This is a genomic window from Streptococcus sp. 17.1, assembly GCF_016648655.1.
Taxonomy (GTDB): domain Bacteria; phylum Bacillota; class Bacilli; order Lactobacillales; family Streptococcaceae; genus Streptococcus; species Streptococcus salivarius_E.
The window spans coordinates 1-21,972 of record NZ_JACLQM010000005.1 but is presented as its reverse complement, the minus strand read 5'-3'; the positions used below and the strand labels follow the sequence as shown (position 1 = coordinate 21,972).

Below are 21,972 nucleotides of genomic sequence, written 5' to 3'. Positions count from 1 at the left end.
GACCTCTGAGAATACAAAGCTATTACTACAAGTTAAAAACTTGCGATGCTTTCTGTCCTTTTACCTGAGAGTTTCGGTTGTTACCCCTTGCCCCTTCGGTGTCTTGTTTACAGCTAAGGCTGCTTCAAGATCTCTCCAGAAGTCCGTCAATCACCAGTCTTCCTGATGACATCACTCGGTTTTTATTTTATTGTGGTTCTATCTTATCGAAAAAGCCGAACAGTGTCAACACTAATTTTCATCAAAACTATAAAAAACCGAATATTATACTTAAGAATCTCTTTCACCAAAACCTAGAAAAGCTTGGAATAACAATCATTTTAAGCAAACAACCTCTCAATAAAAACAAACGATTATTTGCTAAAGTTATTTCACACTCATTATGAATAGAGTCTGCATTTTCATCCAAAAAATGATAAAATAGTAGAGCTTATTTTTGAGAATGGAGAATATGATGAACCCATTATTAACTGGTATGAATGACAAACAGGCCGAAGCCGTCCAAACGACTGAAGGTCCTTTGTTGATTATGGCTGGTGCAGGATCAGGGAAGACACGTGTACTTACCCACCGAATTGCCTACCTTATCGACGAAAAAATGATCAATCCTTGGAATATTTTGGCCATTACCTTTACCAATAAGGCAGCTCGTGAGATGCGTGAGCGTGCTATGGCTTTAAACCCAGCAACTTCAGAAACCTTGATTGCGACCTTCCATAGTATGTGCGTGCGAATCCTTCGTCGTGAAGCGGACCATATTGGCTACAATCGAAACTTTACTATCGTGGATCCTGGTGAACAACGTACTTTGATGAAACGTATTCTCAAGAATCTTAATCTTGATCCTAAGAAGTGGAATGAACGTGCCATCTTAGGGACGATTTCCAACGCAAAAAATGACCTCTTGGATGAAGTGGCTTATGAGCACCAAGCTGGTGACATGTATACTCAAATCGTTGCTAAATGTTACAAAGCCTATCAGGAAGAGCTCCGTCGTAGTGAAGCCATGGATTTCGACGATTTGATTATGATGACTCTGCGTCTCTTTGATAAAAATCCCGATGTGCTCGCTTATTATCAGCAGCGTTATCAGTATATTCACGTGGATGAATATCAAGATACCAACCATGCTCAGTATCAGTTGGTAAAACTCTTAGCATCTCGCTTCAAGAATATCTGTGTCGTTGGTGATGCTGACCAATCAATCTACGGTTGGCGTGGGGCTGACATGCAGAACATCCTTGATTTTGAGAAGGACTATCCTGAAGCTAGGGTTGTCCTCTTGGAGGAAAACTACCGTTCAACCAAGAAAATACTCCAAGCAGCCAACGAAGTTATCAAGAACAACCGTAACCGCCGTCCTAAGAAACTTTGGACTCAAAATGATGACGGTGAACAAATTGTTTATTACCGTGCTAATGACGAGCGTGATGAAGCTGTTTTTGTTGCTTCAACTATTGATAACATTATTCGTGAAGAAGGTAAGAACTTCAAGGATTTCGCTGTACTTTACCGTACCAATGCTCAGTCTCGTACCATTGAAGAAGCTTTACTCAAGTCTAATATTCCTTATACCATGGTTGGAGGAACCAAGTTCTATAGCCGTAAAGAAATTCGTGATGTCATTTCTTACTTGAACTTGATTGCCAACCCTGCGGATAATATTAGCTTTGAACGTGTCGTTAATGAACCTAAACGTGGAGTTGGACCCGGTACACTAGAAAAGATCCGTAACTTTGCCTATGAGCAAAACATGAGTCTCCTAGATGCTTCAGCTAATATTATGTTATCACCGATTAAGGGGAAAGCAGCTCAGGGCGTTTACAATTTTGCTAACATGATTCTGAACCTACGTGATCAGCTAGATGGACTAAGTATCACTGAAGCTGTAGAGGCTGTTTTGGATAAGTCTGGTTATCTGGATGCTCTTTCGATGCAACAAACACTTGAAAGTCAAGCGCGCATTGAAAATATCGAAGAATTCATGTCTGTTACTAAGAATTTTGACGAAACCAACACCGATGGTACGGAAGACGAGACAGGTATTGACCGTTTAGGCCGTTTCTTAAACGATTTAGCTTTAATTGCTGATACGGACGATGGTGATATGGAAGCAGCAGAGGTAACCTTGATGACTCTCCATGCTGCCAAAGGGCTTGAATTCCCAGTTGTCTTCCTAATTGGTATGGAAGAGGGAGTTTTCCCTTTGTCACGTGCCTCAGAAGAGCCAGATGAACTCGAAGAAGAGCGTCGTTTGGCTTACGTAGGTATCACTCGGGCGGAAGAGATTCTCTTCCTTACCAACGCTAATACGCGTACGCTTTTTGGTAAGACTAGCTATAATCGTCCTAGCCGTTTCTTACGTGAAATTTCAGATGATTTATTACAATATCAAGGTCTAGCACGCCCAGCCAATTCATCATTTGGTGTTCGTTTTACAAAGGAAGAGCCGATACAATTTGGTCAGGGCATGAGTTTACAACAAGCGCTTCAGACCAGAAAAGCAAATGCACAACCGCAAAGACATACTGGTGCTCAGCCATTTTCAAAAGCAACTGGGGGACTACCTTTTGGCAAGACTTCAGACTCTAGCAACTCAGCTACTGATTGGGAAATCGGAGATATCGCTCACCACAAGAAGTGGGGAGATGGTACCGTCCTAGAAGTAACTGGAAGTGGCAAGACACAGGAACTTAAGATAAAATTCCCAGAAGTTGGACTTAAAAAAGTCTTGGCAAGCGTAGCACCTATTGTGAAGAAATAGAAAGGGACCGAAAGGTCCTATTTATAAGCCCTCCCTATCACATTGATAAAAAATTTCTATTAGACAGCTAGCTTTTCTGGGTGTAGAATGAAGGGAACTTTTGTTTTGGAGGACACCCATATGTCACGAGAATTTTCATTTGAAACCTTACAATTACACGCTGGACAAACACCTGACAAGGAAACAAAATCACGTGCTGTTCCAATTTACCAAACCACTTCATATGTTTTTGACGACGCTCAAGAAGGTGAAGATCTCTTTGCCCTTAGAAAGCCTGGTAATATTTACACACGTATTACCAATCCAACAGTAGCAGTACTTGAAGAACGTATTGCAGCCCTCGAAGGTGGTGTTGGGGCCTTGGCTACGGCATCAGGTATGGCTGCAATCACCTATGCTATCCTTGGTTTGGCACATGCTGGCGATCATGTTGTTGCCGCGACAACCCTCTATGGTGGGACATTCAATCTCTTAAAAGAAACTCTTCCACGCTATGGTATCACAACAACTTTTGTAGATGTTGACAATCCTGAAGAAATTGAAGCTGCTATCAAAGATAATACCAAGCTTGTCTTGATTGAGTCTTTGGGAAATCCGCTTATCAATATTCCTGATTTTGAAAAAATTGCTGAGATTGCTCACAGTCATAAGATTCCATTGGTTGCTGACAATACTTTTGGAACTCCATATCTCATCAATGTTATCTCCCATGGTGTAGATATCGTGGTTCATTCTGCAACTAAGTTTATCGGTGGACATGGAACAACTATTGGAGGTCTTATCGTCGATTCTGGTAAATTTGACTGGGAAGCTTCAGGCAAATTCCCACAGTTGGTTGACGAGGACCCATCTTACCACAATATCAGCTATACGCGTGATGTTGGTCCAGCAGCATTTGTAACTGCCCTTCGTACACAACTTTTGCGTGACACAGGGGCTGCCTTGGCACCTTTCAATGCTTTCTTGCTCTTGCAAGGACTTGAAACACTTTCACTTCGTGTCGAACGCCACGTCGAAAATACTAAAAAAATCGTAGACTTTTTGGAAAATCATCCAAAAGTTGAAAAAGTTAACTATCCTGGATTACCATCAAGTCCTTACTATGATTTGGCACAAAAATACTTCCCTAAAGGTCCAGGTTCTATTTTCACTTTCCATGTTAAAGGTGGACAAGACGAAGCACGTACCGTAATTGATAATCTTGAAATCTTCTCAGATTTAGCTAACGTTGCTGATGCAAAATCTTTGGTGGTGCACCCTGCAACAACAACTCACCAACAATTGGCAGAAACTGATTTACTAGCTTGTGGTGTCACTCCAAATCAAATTCGTATCTCAGTTGGTTTGGAAAACGCAGAGGATTTGATTGAAGATTTAAAACTAGCCCTTGATAAAATTTAAGTATTCCGATACTAACTTATTTAACCAGCTCTTTAGCTGGTTTTTTGTTATACTATCCCTATGAAATTTGTTTTTGATTTGGATGGAACCCTATGTTTTGATGGTATGACCATGTCAAAAGACCTACAAAAGGTTCTTTTAACTGCACCAAAATACGGACATGAAATTATTTTTGCAACAGCACGCTCTTACAGAGACTGTCTTAGTATTTTAGAAGGAGAATTGAGAAAGCTGACAGTAGTTGGCTTAAACGGTGGTGAAGTCTTTCAAGATGAACACTTAGTATCGCAATACACAATACCTTCTCATGATCTCAGAACGATTGTTAGCTACTGTGATACTTATAATCTCCCTTATTTTATTGATGATACCTTTAATTATGCTATTCAAAATCCTGAGCAAATCCCTTTTCTTTCAAATGTTGATCCATTAAACAAAGCAAGGATTTTGCCTGTTCATGAACTTAATGAGCCTATCAAAGTTGTTATTCCACTTGTAGAGCATGAAGATATACGTGAAGACCTTATCTCTAATCTAAACAAACTGGAATGTTTAGACCTTAGTTATCATGATATCGAAAGGTGTCTGTACATTAATCCTAAAGGTGTGACTAAGGCTAGTACTGTTTTAAATCACTTTAGTAAAGACTTTGTAGCTTTTGGGAATGACCAAAATGATATTTCTCTTTTCAAAAATGCTATATATGGTGTGCAAGTTGGTGATTATCCCTACCTGAAGGACTTTGTGGATGAAGTTATTCCAGCAATTAATACTGTAATTGCTGAAAAAATTAGACTACTGTTTGAAAAGTTCTAAACAAATGCTTAGGCTTATTGCTATATTTACAGTACAATAGTAAAAAAAGTATTGGAGGACTAACATGCCAACATTTATTGGAAAACCAGTTACAGTAGCAGAAGACAAACAACTTCAAGTTGGAGATACCTTGCGTGACTTTAACTTGACAGCAACAGATTTAACGAAAAAATCACTTTCAGAATTCGATGGAAAGAAAAAAGTTATCTCTATTGTTCCATCAATCGATACTGGTATCTGTTCAACTCAAACACGTACCTTTAACAAGGAGTTGTCAGAACTAGATGACACTGTAGTTATTACTATTTCAGTGGACCTACCATTTGCACAAGCTCGCTGGTGTGGTGCTGAAGGACTTGAAAATGCCATCATGCTTTCTGACTACTATGATAATAGTTTCGGTAAAGAGTATGGTGTTCTTATTGAAGAATGGCACTTGTTAGCGCGTGCAGTTATAGTGGCAGATGCTGACAATAAGATTACTTATGTCGAATATTTGGACAATATCAATACTGATCCAAACTATGAAGCAGCAGTAGCAGCGGTTAAAAGCTTATAAAATGAGGCTCAGGTCTCTTTTTTATTTTGCCTTTCTTACAGTTTTTACTTGCAAAAGGATTAGCTTCTTGCTATTATTGTATAGCAATACTCAATATGGATAGTAAAATATAAAAAAGGAGATTCAATGTCTGAAAAAGAAAGACCTCAACTGATTATCGATTACGAAGCTAATACAGACAAACTTGTTCGTTTAGGCGATGTTGTCGATCAATTTAAAGGAAAAGCTGTCCCTGCTAAGGCAGAACCTGGCGAATTTTCTGTCATTAATCTATCGGATATGACACCCAACGGCATTGCCTACGATGACCTAAAGACGTTTTCTGAAGAACGCCGGAAATTATTACGATTTCTCTTAGAAGATGGTGATGTCCTTATTGCTTCTAAGGGAACTGTACAAAAAGTTGCTGTTTTCGAAGATCAGGGTAAGCGAGAAGTTGTCGCCTCATCAAATATCACAGTATTACGACCTAAGGAAAAACTCCGTGGTTTCTACATCAAGTTTTTCCTTGAGACAGAGATTGGTCGTGCCTATTTAGACTATGCTGATAAGGGAAAGGCTGTCCTAAATTTGTCGACAGCTGACCTCTTGGATATCAAAATTCCTGAGATACCAATTGTGAAGCAAGATTATCAAATTGCTGCCTACTTGCGTGGGCGTGCTGATTACCACCGTAAGATGGTGAGGGCAGAGCAGGAGTGGGAAAATATCCAGCATAATGTCACAGAAGCTCTATTTGGAAATTAATCAAAAGCCAGCAAACTAAGATTTGTTGGTTTTTTTTCATTATTCTCGTGTATAATGGAAGTAGTAAATATGTTATTAGGAGGTCATTATGACTACCAACACTATAGATTTATCACAACCTGTTGCAACAATCATTAAAGAGCATCCAGAGGTTAAGGAATTACTGATTGATCTCGGTTTCAAGCCCTTGTCTAACCCAGCTATGCTAAATACTGTCGGTAAGGTAACAAGTCTAAAGGCTGGATCTAAGTTAGCAAATATTCCCTTAGAAAAAATTAAGCAAACCTTGCTGTTCAATGGTTATGACGTAATTGGTGACTGATATGGAAGATAATCGTATTCAAATACTCAAAGAAATTCTACTAGATTTGCACCATGGAGCCAGTCCTGAGAGTGTTCAAGAGCGCTTCAATCAACACTTCAAGGGAGTATCTGCCCTCGAGATCTCTATGATGGAGCATGAATTGATGTCATCAGAAGATGGGGTTACCTTTGAAGACGTAATGAGCCTCTGTAATGTCCACGCAAACCTCTTTAAAGGTGCTATTGCAGATGTGGAAGTGGCAGACGCTGATCAAGAGGGCCACCCTGTTTATGTGTTTAAACAAGAAAATTTAGCCCTACGTTCAGCTATTCTCCGTATCCGACGTATCATAGAAAATATTAGTAAGCCTGAAAATGAAGATTTTAAATCTGACCTGTTCAATGGACTTAAGCATCAGATGACTTTACTTGGTCAATTTCATAATCATTATACGCGTAAAGAAAAGCTTTTCTTTCCAATAATGGAGCGTTACGGCCATGACTCCCCTCCAAAAGTGATGTGGGGAGTAGACGATGACATCCGAAAACTTTTTAGAGCGGCAGAAGCTAAACTAAAAGAACTTCCAGATGCTGATTTAGAAGAATTTTCAAAATCTTTCGAAGCATTCTCAGAAGAGTTTGAAGCCATGATTTTCAAAGAAGAGGCTATCTTACTTATGATTCTGCTTGAAACCTTCACGCAAGACGATTGGCTTTCGATTGCCGAAGAAAGCGATGCCTATGGCTATGCAATAATAAAACCTACAGCTGTCTGGAAACCTAAGCGTGAACGTTTTGAGGAGGTAAATGCTGATACATCGCAAAAACAATCTGAACTAAGTAGTGACGAACAACTGGACAATACCCGAATTATTGACACTCCCGAAGGGCAGTTCACCATTAGCTTCACTCCAAAACCAAAAACTGAAACTGTCATAGATAGAGAAACGACTCAGCCTTTTGGCAATGGTTATCTTTCTGTGGAGCAGGCCAATCTCATTCTCAACCATCTTCCTTTGGAAATCACTTTCGTCAATAAAGACGATATTTTCCAGTACTATAATGATAATGTTCCCGCCAATGAAATGGTTTTTAAACGAACACCTAGCCAAATTGGACGAAACGTTGAACTTTGTCATCCGCCAAAAGTGCTTGATAAGGTCAAGAAAATCTTTGAATTACTGAAGAGTGGGAAGCGTGACCAAGTTCCAATGTGGTTTAAATCTGAACGTTTAGGGAAATTCGTTTATGTTACCTATGCAGCTGTTAGAGATGACAAGGGAGACTTTCAGGGTATCCTAGAATATGTGCAGGATATTCAGCCTTTCTTTGAATTGGAAAGCGACCTTAATAGAGATATCGATTAAAAAAGCTAGCAGACCTGCGATTGCTTATGACTATAATACTTAAGAGGTTTGAGACTTTGCTCTCTGCCTCTTTATGTTTCTACCTAGCTCTTTAGGATTGCTTTTGATATAATTAAAAGTATGATTTCAGGAATTATTAATCTAAAAAAAGAGGCTGGGATGACCAGTCATGATGCTGTTTTTAAACTACGCAAAATATTACATGAGAAAAAAATTGGGCACGGCGGAACTCTTGATCCAGATGTTACTGGTGTTCTACCTATAGCGGTTGGAAAAGCGACTCGTGTTATTGAGTACATGACTGAAGCAGGAAAGGTCTACGAGGGAGAAATTACCATTGGATTTTCGACAACTACCGAGGATGCTAGTGGAGATGTCGTTCTAACAACTCCAGTTACAGAGTTAGATGAAGAAACCGTCGATATGGCAATGGCTAGTTTTGAGGGAGAAATCACACAAATTCCTCCTATGTATTCAGCGGTTAAGGTCAACGGAAAGAAACTTTATGAGTATGCACGCGCTGGAGAAGAAGTAGAGCGTCCACAACGTCAAGTGACAATTACCGAATTTGTCCGTACCTCTCCTATTGAATTGGAAAACAACACCGCAAAATTCACCTTCCGTGTTGCTTGTAGCAAGGGGACTTATGTCCGTACTTTATCTGTCGATTTGGGTGCTAAACTCGGATACGCGAGTCATATGTCTGCTCTTCGTCGAACAGCCTCAGCTGGTCTAACCTTAGATAAGGCAGTAACACTCTCACAAATTTCAGAAATGGTAGAAGCGGGGGATACTTCCTTCCTCCTTCCCATCGAATTTGGTGTTCAGGACCTACCAGCTGTTCAAGTCACTGAGGATGATGCTAAAGAAATTTCATTTGGTCGCTTTATTACTATCGATAGCCAAGAACCCTTAGTTGCGGCCTTTTTAGGAGACAAGGTTCTAGCCATCATGGAAAAGCGAAATCAAGTTTATAAACCTAGAAAAGTATTAAGTCAATGAAAATAACTTCTATTAATGATTATAAAGATATCCATCAGGAAAAGGAAACGGTTCTTGTCTTAGGGTATTTCGATGCTCTTCACCGTGGTCATAAGGTCCTTTTTGATAAGGCGCGCCAGATTGCTGATGAAAAACAGCTTGAAGTAGCTGTCCTTACCTTTAATGAGAGTCCTCAACTGACTTTTCAAAGGTATACGGATGATCTCCTCCTTCATATCACAGCACCTCAGAGACGTTGTGATCTTTTTGAAGCCTATGGCACTGATCAGCTTTATTTAACAGATTTCAATAGTGATTTTGCTCGAACAAGTTCAGACGATTTCATTGCTCGTTATATTAAACGTCTCAAAGCCCAAGAGGTTGTTGTGGGCTTTGATTACAAATTTGGACATCATCGAACAGATGCGGACTATCTAGCCCGTAATTTTTCTGGTAATGTTCATGTCATTGAGGAGCAACAAAGCGATGGTGAAAAGATTTCGTCAACACGTGTGCGTCAATTAATACGAGAAGGCAAGGTTAAAGAAGCCAATAAACTCCTTGGCCATGAATTCTCTACACGTGGCATCGTGGTGCATGGTGATGCCCGTGGACGTACCATTGGTTTTCCAACAGCAAATTTAGCACCTATTGATAGGACTTTTCTACCAGCTGATGGTGTCTATGTCGCCGATGTTGTAATTGATGGCAAACGTTATCGTTCCATGACTAGCCTAGGAAAAAACGTTACCTTTGGGGGAACAGAACTCCGTCTTGAAGCCAATATCTTTGATTTTGAAGGCGATATTTATGGAAAGACAATTGAAGTTTTTTGGCTGGATTATATCCGTGATATGATTAAGTTCAATAATATCGATGAACTATGTGCTCAACTGGAGGCTGATAAAAAAATCGCGGAAAAATTTTAAGAAAGCGTAGCCAAAACTAATCAAATAATGTATAATGATTAGGAATGTTAAAGTGAAAGGGGTGTTTGCGTGGTAACTTTATTTTTATCACCTAGCTGCACCAGCTGTAGGAAAGCACGAGCCTGGTTGACCAATCATGAAGTTGCTTTTGACGAACACAATATTATCACGAGCCCATTAACTCACGATGAGTTAATGAAGATTTTGTCTTACACGGAAAATGGTACTGAAGATATCATTTCAACTCGTTCAAAAGTCTTTCAGAAGCTGAATATCGATGTGGATGATTTGACCATCAAGGAACTCATTCAATTGATTTCTGAATACCCAAATCTTCTTCGTCGACCTATCATTATGGACACCAAACGCATGCAAATTGGTTTCAACGAAGATGAAATTCGTGCCTTTTTGCCTCGTGATTATAGAAAGCAAGAATTGCGCCAAGCGACCATTCGAGCTGAAATTGAGGGTAACAATGACTAAAGGAAATTATTCCTACCCACTCGATCCATCATGGAGCACTGAGGAAATTACCACAGTGCTTCATTTTTTGAGTCAGGTAGAAAAAGCATACGAGAGCAAGGTTGACCGTGACCAACTCTTGCAAGCCTATAAGGCATTCAAAACCGTTGTTCCAGGCAAAGCGCCTGAAAAACAACTAGACAAGGCCTTTGAAGAAGCTAGCGGTTTTTCAACCTATCAAGCTGTCAAAGCTGCTAAAGCAAAAGATAAAGGATTTGTATCACTTGGAAAATAAACTGATTTTCGCCAAAGAAATCATCAAAGAAGCCGGTACTTTTATCAAAGAAAGTTTAAGTAAAACTATCACGGTCGAGGAAAAGACGGCTTTTGATGATTTAGTCACTAATATTGACAAACAAACACAAGATTTACTCGTGGCACGCATTAAATCTGCCTTCCCTTCAGACAATATTTTCGCTGAAGAAAATGGCTTGGTTCATAATATCAAAGATGGAAATGTCTGGGTCTTGGATCCTATTGATGGAACGGTCAATTTTATTGTCCAACAAGATAATTTTTGTGTTATGATTGCCTACTATGAAGAGGGGCAAGGAAAATTTGGCCTCATTTATAACGTCATGGCTGATCAACTTTTCTATGGTGGTGGCCAGTTTGATGTGTATTGTAATGACAAGTTGCTTCCAGCATATAAAAACCGACCTTTAGACCGTTGCCTAGTCGCTAGCAATGGAGCTATGTATGCTAAAAATTTTCACGGCTTAAAAGACCTTATTGATAAGACCTTAGGCGTTCGTGTCTACGGTGGTGCTGGTTTAAGCATGTCAAAAGTCCTATCTGGTCAAATTTTAGCTTACTTTTCAGTTATTTACCCATGGGACTATGCCGCAGCAAGTATTATGGGAGAAAAATTAGGTTATCACCTTGAGACCATTACTGGAGAACCACTGGATTATTCTAGTCGTCAAGCTGTGATGCTGGTCCCTAAAGACAGACTTGAAGAAATCAAGCATATTATGGGCTCAGAAAATTAATTTGAAACATAAAACCATACTGGACAAATCAGAACAGCAAGTTCTCTTGGTTAGTCCAGTTTTTTGATAGAAAGGAAACTATGCAATTTCCATCAGACTTTATAGAAAAATATAATAACCTCCTTAGAGATGAAGCTGAGGACTTCTTTGCATCTTTTGATCAAGAAGCCGTATCCGCCTACCGTACCAATCCTTTGAAAAAGCAACAGAAGGACTTTCCTGATGCTATCCCTGAAACACCTTGGGGCCATTACGGTAAAATTTCTGGAAAATCTGCCGATCATGCAACTGGTTTGGTTTATTCTCAGGAACCAGCTGCTCAAATGGTTGCTCAAGTGGCAGCCCCATCCAAGGGAAGTCGTGTCTTAGACTTGGCAGCTGCTCCAGGCGGAAAGTCTACTCATCTTCTTAGTTACTTAGATAATACAGGACTGCTGGTCAGCAATGAAATCAATCCAAAGCGTAGCAAAATTCTGGTTGAAAACATTGAGCGTTTTGGAGCGAGAAATGTTATTGTGACAAACACGTCAGCTGATAAACTAGCCAAAGTTTTCAAAAATTATTTTGATACGATTGTCTTTGATGGACCATGTTCTGGAGAAGGAATGTTTCGTAAAGATCCTGATGCAATCCAATATTGGCATAAGGAGTATCCTAGTGAACTGGCACAATTACAGAAGGACATCTTATCAGACGGTTTGAAAATGCTCGCTCCTGGTGGACAATTGATCTACTCAACCTGCACATGGTCTCCTGAGGAAAATGAAGGTGTTGTTGCTTGGATTTTAGAAAATAATCCTGATCTTGAATTGGTGGCAATCCCTAAATTGAATGGCATGAGTGATGGAATTGATTTTCCAGAAACAGCTCGAATGTATCCACACCATTTCAAAGGTGAAGGCCAGTTTGTGGCAAAATTCCAGGATAAGCGCGTGCCTGAGCAAACACGTATCAAAGAGGGAAAATCTAACCTAAACAAGGAGCAGAAGCAGCTTTGGGAAGATTTTGCAAAAAAACACCTTAAAACTAGACTGGATGGTTTGCTGCAAGTTTTTGGGGACAATCTCTACCTGCTTCCAAAAGGGCTCCCAGACCTTTCTAAAGTTAAAATCGCTCGTAACGGTTTGCATCTTGGTGTCTTCAAGAAAAAACGTTTCGAACCAAGTTTTGCTCTTGGAATTGCTTTAACATCTGATGAAGTTGTTTCAAGTATAGAGCTAAGTCAAGACCAGTTTGCCCAATACGTTTCTGGTAATGTGGTTACTCTAGATCAAATACATCCTAACGGTTGGTATCAGCTTTTAGTGGACGGCAATGGTTTTGGGTTTGCTAAAGTTGTTGGAAATACGGTTAAAAACTACTATCCTAAAGGATTAAGATTTCACATTTAAAAACCTGTAACCAAACTTTAATATGACTTAATTATCCTATACTTGTTATAATTAGATAGGTGTCTTTTAACAGCATATCTATGAGACACTTTTTTACTTATGTTACAAAATGTCGGAGGACAAAAATGAAAAAAACAAAAGTCCTTGCAGTGATTCTGTCACTGGCAATGGCCATGCTGGTTTTAACTGGCTGTGCCTCTTGGATTGACCGTGGCCAGTCCATTACAGCAGTTGGTTCTACGGCCCTTCAACCCTTAGTGGAGGCGGCAGCAGATGGGTTCGCTGAAAAGAACCCTGACAATATCGTTAACGTTCAGGGGGGCGGTTCTGGTACTGGACTTTCTCAAGTACAATCCGGTGCCGTCCAAATTGGTAACAGTGACCTTTTTGCCGAGGAAAAATCTGGAATCGATGCCAGTAAGCTTGTTGACTATCAAGTTGCTGTTGCTGGAATTGCAGTAATTACAAATAAAGAAGTCTCTGTCGATAACCTGACAAGCGAACAACTTCGCAAGATTTTCACTGGGGAAATCACAAACTGGAAACAGCTTGGTGGTAAAGACCTAGAGATTACTATTATTAACCGTGCAGCTAGCTCAGGATCACGCGCGACTTTCGATGCAGTGATTATGGACGGCAAATCGCCAATCCGTACCCAAGAGCAAGATTCTAATGGTATGGTTAAGTCAATCGTTGCTCAGACACCAGGTGCTATTTCCTACCTATCATTTGCCTACCTTGATGATTCTGTTAAAACATTGAAGTTAAATGGATTTGAACCAAAAGCTGAAAATGTTGCAACTAACGATTGGCCGATTTGGTCCTACGAACATATGTATACCAAGGGAAAACCGGATAGCTATACCAAACAATTCTTAGATTATATGATGAGTGACGAAGTCCAAGAAAACGTAGTCGCAAAAATGGGTTACATTTCCATCCATAGCATGAAAGTTACCAAGGATGCTGACGGCAAGGTTACAAAGAAGAGTGAGGAGTAAGCATGAAAAATGAAGAATTGGTGAAACAATTAACATCACCCTCTAAAAATTCACGCCTCGAAAAGTTTGGTAAAACAATCACTTTCCTTTGCCTGGCCTTGATTGTTTTCATCGTGGCGATGATTTTACTTTTCGTTGCTCAAAAAGGGCTGGCGACTTTCTTTGTCAATAAAGTTAGCTTGGTCGAGTTTCTCTTTAGTGGTGATTGGTCACCATCTGAAGGCAAATTCGGGGCACTACCAATGATTTTGGGATCATTCGTAGTGACTTTGCTTTCAGCCTTGGTTGCAACCCCATTTGCCATTGGAGCAGCCATCTTTATGACTGAGATTTCTCCTAAAGGGGCTAAATTCCTACAACCCGCTATTGAACTTTTGGTCGGGATTCCATCCGTTGTTTATGGATTTATTGGTCTCCAAGTCGTGGTTCCATTTGTTCGCTTAATTTTTGGTGGAACAGGTTTTGGTATTCTTTCAGGTACCTTTGTCTTGTTCGTCATGATTCTACCAACCGTAACCTTTATGACAACAGATACGCTTCGTGCAGTGCCTCGTCACTATCGTGAAGCTAGTCTAGCAATGGGGGCTACACGCTGGCAAACTATTTGGCGTGTGACACTTAATGCGGCTAAACCAGGTATTTTCACGGCCGTTATCTTTGGTATGGCCCGTGCCTTTGGTGAGGCTCTTGCCATCCAAATGGTTGTCGGAAATTCCGCAGTGATTCCAACTTCTTTAACAACACCAGCAGCAACATTGACATCTGTCTTGACTATGGGAATCGGGAATACAGTCATGGGTACTGTTTCAAACAATGTCCTTTGGTCTCTCGCCTTGGTGCTCTTATTGATGAGTCTTGGTTTCAATATGTTGGTGAAATTCATTACCCGTGAGAGAAAGAGAAATTATGAACGCTAAAAAAATTGATAAAATTGCCATCAGCACGCTTTATGTGATTGCTGGCATTATTGTAACAATCCTGGCAGCCTTGATTCTCTATATCTTGGTTCGCGGGATACCACACATCAGCTGGTCTTTCTTGACTAGTCGATCATCTTCCTACAAAGCTGGTGGAGGAATTGGGGTTCAACTCTACAACTCATTCTTCCTATTAGTTATTACTTTGATTATTTCTGTGCCTCTTTCAATGGGAGCTGGCATCTTCTTATCAGAATATGCTAAAAAAGGACGACTTACCAACTTTGTCCGTACCTGTATTGAAATCCTATCTTCACTACCTTCAGTGGTGGTCGGACTCTTTGGTTATTTGATTTTCGTTGTCCAATTTCAGTATGGATTTTCAATCCTATCAGGTGCCTTGGCCTTAACTGTCTTTAACTTGCCACAAATGACTCGTACGGTTGAAGATAGCTTAAGAACCGTTCACCATACCCAACGTGAAGCTGGCCTAGCTCTAGGTTTGTCTCGATGGGAAACTATCTGTCACGTTGTTGTTCCAGAAGCCTTACCTGGTATTGTTACTGGTATCGTTCTTGCTTCTGGTCGTATTTTCGGAGAAGCGGCAGCGCTTATCTATACAGCAGGTCAATCTGCACCAGCACTTAACTGGAGCGACTGGAATCCGCTTAGCATCTCTAGTCCAATTTCAATTTTCCGCCAAGCAGAGACACTTGCTGTTCACATCTGGAAGGTCAACTCAGAAGGTACGACACCTGACGCCACTGCAGTATCTGCTGGTTCAGCAGCAGTGCTCTTGATTTTCATTCTGATTTTCAACTTTGGTGCACGTCGTTTGGGAGCTTACCTCCATAAGAAATTAACATCCGCTTAAAGGAGTTATCATGACAAAATATAATTGGGACGAGCGTCATATTATTACCTTCCCAGAGAAGGAGCTCGCTCTTGAAACAAAGGACTTGCATGTCTACTATGGTCAAAAAGAAGCCATCAAAGGCATTGACATGCAATTCGAGAAAAATAAAATCACAGCTCTTATTGGGCCTTCAGGATGCGGTAAATCAACTTTTCTTCGTAGTCTAAACCGTATGAATGATACGATTGATATTGCCAAGGTTACTGGACAAATCCTTTATCAAGGAGTCGATGTTAACGCAAGTAATATCAATGTTTATGAAATGCGTAAACATATTGGAATGGTTTTCCAACGTCCAAACCCATTCGCAAAGTCTATTTACAGAAATATCACCTTTGCTCACGAACGTAAAGGTGTAAGAGATAAGCAAACCTTGGACGAGATTGTTGAAACATCACTTAAGCAAGCTGGACTTTGGGATCAAGTTAAAGATGACCTTCATAAATCTGCCTTTACCCTCTCAGGTGGTCAGCAGCAACGTCTTTGTATTGCAAGAGCTATTGCCGTGAAACCGCAGATTCTCCTCATGGACGAACCTGCAGCTTCATTGGACCCTGTAGCTACTATGCAGCTCGAAGAGACCATGTTTGAACTTAAGGAAGATTACTCTATTATTATCGTGACGCACAATATGCAACAAGCAGCGCGTGCTAGTGATTATACAGCATTCTTCTACCTTGGTGATCTTATCGAATATGATGAAACCAAGAAAATCTTCCAAGATGCTGCCCTACAGTCAACCAGTGACTATGTATCAGGACGCTTTGGATAGAAAGGAGCACTTATGACTGAACCAATCATTTCAATTAATGATTTATCGGTGTATTTCAATAAGAAAAAAGCCCTCAATAATGTGACAATGGATTTCTATCCAAATGAAATCACGGCCCTTATCGGTCCTTCAGGATCCGGGAAATCAACCCTGCTCCGTTCTATCAACCGAATGGGAGATTTAAATCCCGAATGGACACTTACTGGTGCTGTTTCATACAACGGTCACAATGTCTACAGTCCTCGAACAGATACCGTTGAACTCCGTAAAGAAATCGGAATGGTCTTCCAACAACCCAATCCTTTTCCAATGTCAATCTATGAAAACGTGGTTTATGGCCTTCGTATCAATGGTATCAAAGATAAGGCTGTTCTTGATCAAGCAGTAGAAGAATCACTAAAGGGTGCTTCAATCTGGGAAGAGGTTAAAGACCGTCTCCATGACTCAGCACTTGGACTTTCAGGAGGGCAACAACAACGTGTCTGTATTGCACGAGTGCTAGCCACATCTCCAAAGGTCATCCTTCTTGACGAACCAACGTCGGCCCTCGACCCTATATCCGCTGGTAAGATTGAGGAAACCCTCTATAACCTTAAAGAACAATACACCTTGTTGCTAGTCACTCGTTCTATGCAGCAGGCAAGTCGTATCTCACAACGAACAGCCTTTTTCCTTGATGGAGAGCTCATCGAGTATTCATCAACGAAAGACATGTTCCTAAATCCACAACATAAAGAAACTGAAGATTATATTACCGGTAAATTCGGTTAAGAAAGGACAGATTACTAAAAAAATTATGATGTTACGAACTCCCTTCGAAGAAGAATTAGAAAAACTCCACAACCAATTTTACGCTATGGGTACAGAGGTTGCAGCTCAGCTTAAGAAAGCTGTACGTGCCTTTATCAGCCATGACCGTGATTTGGCTAAGGAAGTCATTGAAAATGACGAAATCGTCAATAACTACGAAACCAAACTTGAGAAAAAATCACTTGAAATTATTGCTCTACAGCAACCTGTATCAAGTGATTTGCGTACAGTTATCACCGCACTTAAAGCATCTAGCGACGTTGAGCGTATGGGTGACCATGCCGTTGCTATCGCTAAAGCAACCATCCGCATTAAAGGTGAAGAGCGTTTAACTGATATTGAAGCTGAAATCAAGAAAATGGGGAAAGCAGTCCGCCACATGGTCGAAGATGCTCTAGATGTTTACTTGAACAGTGACGAACGACGCGCTTATGAAATCGCAGCTTCAGATGAAATCATTGATAACTATTTCCGTGATATTCAAGCTATGACAGTAGAAGGTGTTCGTAAGAATCCAGATGCTGCCTTCGCTGCCAAAGAATATTTCCAAGTACTTATGTATTTGGAACGTATCGGTGACTATGCCCGCAATCTCTGCGAGTGGGTTGTCTACCTCAAATCTGGTAAAATCATTGAACTGTAGGCAAAGCTTCCAATCTATGTTATAATGGGTTTGTATTGAATAATTCAGACCCTTTTCTTTTGTAAAAGAGTCTAATATCGAAACATTTGTCAGTCTGTTTCGATACGAAAAGTTAGATTAGGAGTATATACGTATGACAGCATCTGTTGCTCGTTTTATCGAAAGTTTCATCCCTGAAAATTACAATCTTTTCATGGACATTAATCGTTCTGAAAAGACCTTTACAGGGAATGTTGCCATTACAGGTGAAGCCCTTGATAACCATATCTCCCTTCACCAAAAAGACCTTACCATTAGTTCCGTTCTCTTGGATAATGAATCGTTAAACTTCCAAATGGATGATGCTAACGAAGCCTTCCATATTGAACTTCCAGAGACCGGTGTTTTGACGCTTGTCATTGAATTCTCTGGTCGCATTACAGATAATATGACAGGGATTTACCCATCATATTACAGCTACAATGGTGAGAAAAAAGAAATTATTTCAACGCAGTTTGAATCTCATTTTGCGCGTGAAGCCTTCCCATCTGTTGATGAACCAGAAGCTAAAGCTACTTTTGATTTCTCATTGAAATTTGATGCTGAAGAAGGCGATATCGCTTTGTCAAATATGCCTGAGATCAATAGCCATTTGCGTGAAGAGACTGGAGTTTGGACTTTTGAGACAACCCCTCGTATGTCTACATACCTCCTTGCCTTTGGTTTTGGAGCTCTTCAAGGTAAGACAGCGAAAACACAAAACGGTACTGAAGTTGGTGTCTTCGCTACAGTTGCACAAGCTGAAAACAGCGTTGACTTTGCCCTTGATATTGCCGTTCGTGTCATTGATTTCTACGAAGACTACTTCCAAGTCAAGTATCCTATCCCATTGTCATACCATCTCGCACTTCCTGACTTCTCAGCAGGTGCCATGGAAAACTGGGGACTTGTTACCTATCGTGAAGTTTACCTTCTTGTAGATGAAAATAGCTCAGCTGCAAGCCGTCAACAAGTAGCCCTTGTAGTTGCCCACGAATTGGCTCACCAATGGTTCGGTAACCTTGTTACAATGAAATGGTGGGATGATCTCTGGCTTAACGAAAGCTTTGCCAATATGATGGAGTATGTTTCAGTAGATGCCATTGAGCCTAGCTGGAATATCTTCGAAGATTTCCAAACAACTGGTGTGCCTCATGCCCTCCAACGTGATGCTACAGACGGTGTTCAGTCTGTCCACATGGAAGTCAATCACCCAGATGAGATTAATACCCTCTTTGATAGTGCTATCGTTTATGCTAAAGGTAGCCGTCTCATGCATATGCTTCGCCGTTGGTTAGGTGACGAAGCCTTTGCTAAAGGACTTAAAGCTTACTTCGAAAAACATCAGTACAACAACACTATTGGACGAGATCTCTGGAATGCCCTCTCTGATGCTTCTGGTAAAGATGTCTCTAGTTTCATGGATACTTGGTTGGAGCAACCAGGTTACCCTGTTGTTAGTGCAGAAGTAGTTGACGACACTCTTATTCTTAGTCAAAAACAATTCTTCATTGGTGAACATGAAGATAAAGGTCGTCTTTGGGAGATTCCATTGAACACAAACTGGAAGGGGCTCCCAGACACACTCTCAGAAGAACGTATTGAGATTCCAAATTATAACCAGCTTGCTACTGAAAATAAAGGAGCTCTTCGCCTTAATACAGCAAATACAGCACATTACATCACAGATTATCAAGGTGAACTCTTGGACCAACTCTTAGAGGAATTTGCTAACCTTGATACTGTAAGTAAACTTCAGATTTTGCAAGAACGCCGTCTTCTTGCTGAAAGCGGCCGTATCTCGTATGCAAGCCTAGTCGCTCTTCTTGATCTTGTCGAAAAAGAAGAAAGCTTCTTGATTGCTCAAGCTAAGTCTCAAATCCTCGCTGGTTTGAAACGCTTTATCGATGAGGATACAGAAGCAGAAGTGCATTACAAGGCTTTAGTACGTCGTCAATTCCAAAACGACTTTGAGCGTCTTGGTTTCGATGCCAAAGATGGAGAATCAGATGAAGACGAAATGGTTCGTCAAACAGCTCTTAGCTACTTGATTCAAGCAGACTATCAACCAGCAGTCCTTGCGGCCGCAAGTGTTTTCCAAGCTCATAAAGAGAACATTGAAAGCATCCCTGCAAGTGTCCGTGGTCTCGTTCTCATTAACCAAATGAAACAAGAAAACAGTCTAACTCTTGTTGAAGACTATGTCAATGCATATGTAACAACAAATGATAGTAATTTCCGTCGTCAATTGACTCAAGCAGTTTCATACCTTAAAAACCAAGAAGGTCTCGACTACGTGCTAGGTCAGCTTAAAGACAAACATGTCGTTAAACCTCAAGATTTGTACCTATGGTATATGAATTTCCTCAGCAAATCATTTGCACAAGAAACCGTTTGGAACTGGGCGAAAGATAACTGGGATTGGATTAAGGCAGCCCTAGGTGGCGATATGAGCTTTGATAGCTTTGTTAATATCCCAGCAGGAATCTTTAAAACGCAAGAACGTCTTGATCAATATATTGCTTTCTTCGAGCCACAAACAAGTGATAAAGCCTTAGAACGTAATATCTTGATGGGAATTAAGACAATTGCCGCACGAGTAAACTTGATTGAAAAAGAAAAAGCAGCCGTTGAATCTGCCCTTAAAGATTATTAATAAGTAAAACAAGCTTTCCATGGAGGAGAGTTTGTTTTTTGTGTGTAATATTTTACATAAATTTAGTTATGTTTATGTATGATCATAAAACACTTTTAGCATAATTAAATTTATGTAAACTAAGAAATAACCACTCCAAATAGGAATGGTTAGACTAGGGTAATTATAAATTATCTAGAGCATTTTTTTGCTCATCATTGACGATATGAGTATAAAGATCAGTGACCTGAGTGGAAGCATGGCCAAGTTGGTGGCTAACTAAAACTTGAGACTTGGTAGCATCATAAAGACGTGTTGCCAGAGTGTGTCGTAGTTTATGGGGAGTCACACGTATCTTGAAATCCTGAGAATATTTGGCAACCATTTTTTCGATACTTGAAGCATCAATACGGTTTGGAACCCCTCGATATTCCGTTAAAAATAGGGCAAGGTCTTGCTTTTCAGCCTTATAGCGTTTATCACGTATACTAAGATAATTCTCAAGATAAGGTTTTGCAAAACTTGCTACATTAACTGAGTCTCGTTTGCCACCTTTTCGAGTAACATCAATGACCATCATTTTCAAATTGATATCTTTAGGGTCCAGGTTAACAGCCTCAGAAAGTCGAACCCCTGAAGCCAGTAGCAAGGCTATTATCGCTAAATCACGTTCTTTATTCTTGTAAAACGAAGATTTTGCGCGATTTGAGAGCTTAACTTCGTATTCATTTTCAACATAATCAAGAAATTCCATGGTTTCATCGCCTAGAAAGAGTTTCTGCTTGATATTCTCAGCACGTGCAGCTAGAGTTTCTTTCTTTTTCTTAGTAGAAACTTTTTTCATGACGTTACGATAGAAATATGGCTCACCGTCAGGACCCTCGACCTCCTCAGTTAAATACTTATAGAGACTAGATAGAGCGGAAAGCGTACGGTTAATGGTTGTTTGAGAAACTCCCTGTTTCTTGGAATAGGTATTTAAGGACGGACGTTCACGTAGATAGAGCACAAATGACTCCATGTCTTTTTTAGTTAGATTTTCCAGGGTTTTGATGTCAATTGAGGCAATATCATGAGCATCTGAAATACCTGAGTCAATCAACCAGTCAAAAAAGCGTTTATATTCCTTTAGGTATTCGTATAAGGTCGTAAAAGAATATGGAACCGATAGTTTAGACTGATAATACTCCAAGACAAACCAAGGCATAAGAGATTTGTATTCTTCAATTTTTTCGAGTAAGAGTTCACGTTTCATTTGTTTTTTTCTCCAAAATTACTTAATAGAAGTATATCACACCCTTATCTTTCTTTCAAGAAAATTACAGTTTTTCGGAAAGATGTTATAGGATGTTTTCTCTTAGAGGCTTTATGGTTTAATAACCAAAAAAATTTTTTAAGCCAATTATACTCGATTATGTACTTTATTTAAGTGAACACTGGAATTTTTTACTACTCTCAATTCAGGTGAAAATGTACTTTATTTAAGTG

The 21,972-nt window shown here is 40.1% G+C and carries 21 protein-coding genes and 1 riboswitch; of the genes, 20 read left to right on the top strand and 1 reads right to left on the bottom strand.

Translation table 11 applies throughout. The features are described 5' to 3' along the window. Positions 1 to 42: 42 nt before the first annotated feature. Positions 43 to 149: riboswitch (glycine riboswitch) on the bottom strand. 305 nt (positions 150 to 454) lie between these two features. The 20 genes from pcrA to H7T99_RS04185 all read left to right on the top strand — a co-directional run bounded on the left by pcrA (position 455) and on the right by H7T99_RS04185 (position 20,505). Further along, on the top strand, positions 455 to 2,764 hold the full coding sequence (gene pcrA, locus H7T99_RS04280) for a DNA helicase PcrA (protein ID WP_037603264.1): 2,310 nt from the start codon (positions 455 to 457) through the stop codon (positions 2,762 to 2,764). 120 nt (positions 2,765 to 2,884) lie between these two features. Further along, the gene (locus tag H7T99_RS04275) at positions 2,885 to 4,165 is read left to right on the top strand and encodes an O-acetylhomoserine aminocarboxypropyltransferase/cysteine synthase family protein (protein WP_230578926.1); all 1,281 of its coding nucleotides are present in this window, start codon (positions 2,885 to 2,887) and stop codon (positions 4,163 to 4,165) included. Positions 4,166 to 4,225: 60 nt separating this feature from the next. Beyond that, positions 4,226 to 4,981, top strand: coding sequence for an HAD hydrolase family protein (locus H7T99_RS04270; RefSeq protein ID WP_037603267.1), 756 nt, complete (start codon positions 4,226 to 4,228; stop codon positions 4,979 to 4,981). Positions 4,982 to 5,045: 64 nt separating this feature from the next. Beyond that, a complete protein-coding gene (tpx, locus tag H7T99_RS04265) occupies positions 5,046 to 5,540 on the top strand; it encodes a thiol peroxidase (RefSeq protein ID WP_037603269.1) in 495 nt (164 codons plus the stop codon). Positions 5,541 to 5,666: 126 nt separating this feature from the next. Then, the gene (locus H7T99_RS04260) at positions 5,667 to 6,287 is read left to right on the top strand and encodes a restriction endonuclease subunit S (protein ID WP_037599843.1); all 621 of its coding nucleotides are present in this window, start codon (positions 5,667 to 5,669) and stop codon (positions 6,285 to 6,287) included. Between the two features lie 88 nt (positions 6,288 to 6,375). Beyond that, positions 6,376 to 6,609, top strand: coding sequence for a DUF1858 domain-containing protein (locus H7T99_RS04255; protein WP_002890969.1), 234 nt, complete (start codon positions 6,376 to 6,378; stop codon positions 6,607 to 6,609). A gap of 1 nt (position 6,610) precedes the next feature. Beyond that, positions 6,611 to 7,957, top strand: a complete 1,347-nt coding sequence (locus H7T99_RS04250; RefSeq protein ID WP_037603271.1) for a DUF438 domain-containing protein — start codon at positions 6,611 to 6,613, stop codon at positions 7,955 to 7,957. Between the two features lie 120 nt (positions 7,958 to 8,077). Then, positions 8,078 to 8,959, top strand: coding sequence for a tRNA pseudouridine(55) synthase TruB (gene truB / locus H7T99_RS04245; protein ID WP_037603273.1), 882 nt, complete (start codon positions 8,078 to 8,080; stop codon positions 8,957 to 8,959). Then, complete coding sequence (locus tag H7T99_RS04240; RefSeq protein ID WP_014634494.1) at positions 8,956 to 9,867, top strand: bifunctional riboflavin kinase/FAD synthetase; 912 nt, start codon at positions 8,956 to 8,958, stop codon at positions 9,865 to 9,867. The genes truB and H7T99_RS04240 overlap by 4 nt, the downstream gene beginning before the upstream one ends. A 69-nt stretch (positions 9,868 to 9,936) precedes the next feature. Then, positions 9,937 to 10,350, top strand: coding sequence for a Spx/MgsR family RNA polymerase-binding regulatory protein (locus H7T99_RS04235; protein ID WP_002890965.1), 414 nt, complete (start codon positions 9,937 to 9,939; stop codon positions 10,348 to 10,350). Next, on the top strand, positions 10,343 to 10,624 hold the full coding sequence (locus H7T99_RS04230) for a UPF0223 family protein (protein WP_004182521.1): 282 nt from the start codon (positions 10,343 to 10,345) through the stop codon (positions 10,622 to 10,624). The genes H7T99_RS04235 and H7T99_RS04230 overlap by 8 nt, the downstream gene beginning before the upstream one ends. Beyond that, positions 10,614 to 11,381, top strand: coding sequence for an inositol monophosphatase family protein (locus H7T99_RS04225; RefSeq protein ID WP_037603275.1), 768 nt, complete (start codon positions 10,614 to 10,616; stop codon positions 11,379 to 11,381). Before H7T99_RS04230 ends, H7T99_RS04225 begins: the two co-directional genes overlap by 11 nt. Positions 11,382 to 11,461: 80 nt before the next feature. Next, positions 11,462 to 12,772 carry an RsmF rRNA methyltransferase first C-terminal domain-containing protein gene (locus H7T99_RS04220; RefSeq protein WP_037603277.1) on the top strand — a complete coding sequence of 437 codons (1,311 nt, stop codon included), beginning with the start codon at positions 11,462 to 11,464 and terminating at the stop codon, positions 12,770 to 12,772. Between the two features lie 125 nt (positions 12,773 to 12,897). Beyond that, the gene (locus H7T99_RS04215) at positions 12,898 to 13,773 is read left to right on the top strand and encodes a phosphate ABC transporter substrate-binding protein PstS family protein (RefSeq protein ID WP_037603278.1); all 876 of its coding nucleotides are present in this window, start codon (positions 12,898 to 12,900) and stop codon (positions 13,771 to 13,773) included. Between the two features lie 2 nt (positions 13,774 to 13,775). After that, complete coding sequence (pstC, locus tag H7T99_RS04210) at positions 13,776 to 14,690, top strand: phosphate ABC transporter permease subunit PstC (protein ID WP_002890959.1); 915 nt, start codon at positions 13,776 to 13,778, stop codon at positions 14,688 to 14,690. Then, positions 14,680 to 15,564: a phosphate ABC transporter permease PstA gene (gene pstA, locus H7T99_RS04205; protein WP_013990602.1), complete on the top strand. Its 885-nt coding sequence runs from the start codon at positions 14,680 to 14,682 to the stop codon at positions 15,562 to 15,564. Before pstC ends, pstA begins: the two co-directional genes overlap by 11 nt. A 10-nt stretch (positions 15,565 to 15,574) precedes the next feature. Beyond that, positions 15,575 to 16,378 carry a phosphate ABC transporter ATP-binding protein PstB gene (pstB, locus tag H7T99_RS04200; RefSeq protein ID WP_002890957.1) on the top strand — a complete coding sequence of 268 codons (804 nt, stop codon included), beginning with the start codon at positions 15,575 to 15,577 and terminating at the stop codon, positions 16,376 to 16,378. 12 nt (positions 16,379 to 16,390) lie between these two features. Then, on the top strand, positions 16,391 to 17,149 hold the full coding sequence (gene pstB / locus H7T99_RS04195) for a phosphate ABC transporter ATP-binding protein PstB (protein WP_002890956.1): 759 nt from the start codon (positions 16,391 to 16,393) through the stop codon (positions 17,147 to 17,149). A 28-nt stretch (positions 17,150 to 17,177) separates the two neighbouring features. Continuing rightward, positions 17,178 to 17,831, top strand: coding sequence for a phosphate signaling complex protein PhoU (gene phoU, locus H7T99_RS04190; RefSeq protein WP_037603281.1), 654 nt, complete (start codon positions 17,178 to 17,180; stop codon positions 17,829 to 17,831). A 133-nt stretch (positions 17,832 to 17,964) separates the two neighbouring features. Continuing rightward, positions 17,965 to 20,505 (top strand): M1 family metallopeptidase, encoded by a 2,541-nt coding sequence (locus tag H7T99_RS04185; RefSeq protein ID WP_037603283.1) that lies wholly within the window; start codon positions 17,965 to 17,967, stop codon positions 20,503 to 20,505. 163 nt (positions 20,506 to 20,668) lie between these two features. On the opposite strand, the gene xerS is transcribed toward H7T99_RS04185, so the two are convergent. After that, positions 20,669 to 21,739 (bottom strand): tyrosine recombinase XerS, encoded by a 1,071-nt coding sequence (gene xerS / locus H7T99_RS04180; protein WP_037603285.1) that lies wholly within the window; start codon positions 21,737 to 21,739, stop codon positions 20,669 to 20,671. Positions 21,740 to 21,972 lie beyond the last annotated feature (233 nt).

Bases quoted from the DNA above. Each gene is read 5' to 3' on its own strand.
- H7T99_RS04270 (WP_037603267.1), top strand. From the start codon at position 4,226: ATGAAATTTGTTTTTGATTTGGATGGAACCCTATGTTTTGATGGTATG.
- xerS (WP_037603285.1), bottom strand. From the start codon at position 21,739: ATGAAACGTGAACTCTTACTCGAAAAAATTGAAGAATACAAATCTCTT.
- H7T99_RS04250 (WP_037603271.1), top strand. From the start codon at position 6,611: ATGGAAGATAATCGTATTCAAATACTCAAAGAAATTCTACTAGATTTG.
- pstB (WP_002890957.1), top strand. From the start codon at position 15,575: ATGACAAAATATAATTGGGACGAGCGTCATATTATTACCTTCCCAGAG.
- pcrA (WP_037603264.1), top strand. From the start codon at position 455: ATGAACCCATTATTAACTGGTATGAATGACAAACAGGCCGAAGCCGTC.
- tpx (WP_037603269.1), top strand. From the start codon at position 5,046: ATGCCAACATTTATTGGAAAACCAGTTACAGTAGCAGAAGACAAACAA.
- H7T99_RS04220 (WP_037603277.1), top strand. From the start codon at position 11,462: ATGCAATTTCCATCAGACTTTATAGAAAAATATAATAACCTCCTTAGA.
- H7T99_RS04255 (WP_002890969.1), top strand. From the start codon at position 6,376: ATGACTACCAACACTATAGATTTATCACAACCTGTTGCAACAATCATT.
- H7T99_RS04185 (WP_037603283.1), top strand. From the start codon at position 17,965: ATGACAGCATCTGTTGCTCGTTTTATCGAAAGTTTCATCCCTGAAAAT.
- H7T99_RS04275 (WP_230578926.1), top strand. From the start codon at position 2,885: ATGTCACGAGAATTTTCATTTGAAACCTTACAATTACACGCTGGACAA.
- pstC (WP_002890959.1), top strand. From the start codon at position 13,776: ATGAAAAATGAAGAATTGGTGAAACAATTAACATCACCCTCTAAAAAT.
- pstB (WP_002890956.1), top strand. From the start codon at position 16,391: ATGACTGAACCAATCATTTCAATTAATGATTTATCGGTGTATTTCAAT.
- pstA (WP_013990602.1), top strand. From the start codon at position 14,680: ATGAACGCTAAAAAAATTGATAAAATTGCCATCAGCACGCTTTATGTG.
- H7T99_RS04240 (WP_014634494.1), top strand. From the start codon at position 8,956: ATGAAAATAACTTCTATTAATGATTATAAAGATATCCATCAGGAAAAG.
- phoU (WP_037603281.1), top strand. From the start codon at position 17,178: ATGTTACGAACTCCCTTCGAAGAAGAATTAGAAAAACTCCACAACCAA.
- H7T99_RS04260 (WP_037599843.1), top strand. From the start codon at position 5,667: ATGTCTGAAAAAGAAAGACCTCAACTGATTATCGATTACGAAGCTAAT.
- H7T99_RS04215 (WP_037603278.1), top strand. From the start codon at position 12,898: ATGAAAAAAACAAAAGTCCTTGCAGTGATTCTGTCACTGGCAATGGCC.
- H7T99_RS04230 (WP_004182521.1), top strand. From the start codon at position 10,343: ATGACTAAAGGAAATTATTCCTACCCACTCGATCCATCATGGAGCACT.
- truB (WP_037603273.1), top strand. From the start codon at position 8,078: ATGATTTCAGGAATTATTAATCTAAAAAAAGAGGCTGGGATGACCAGT.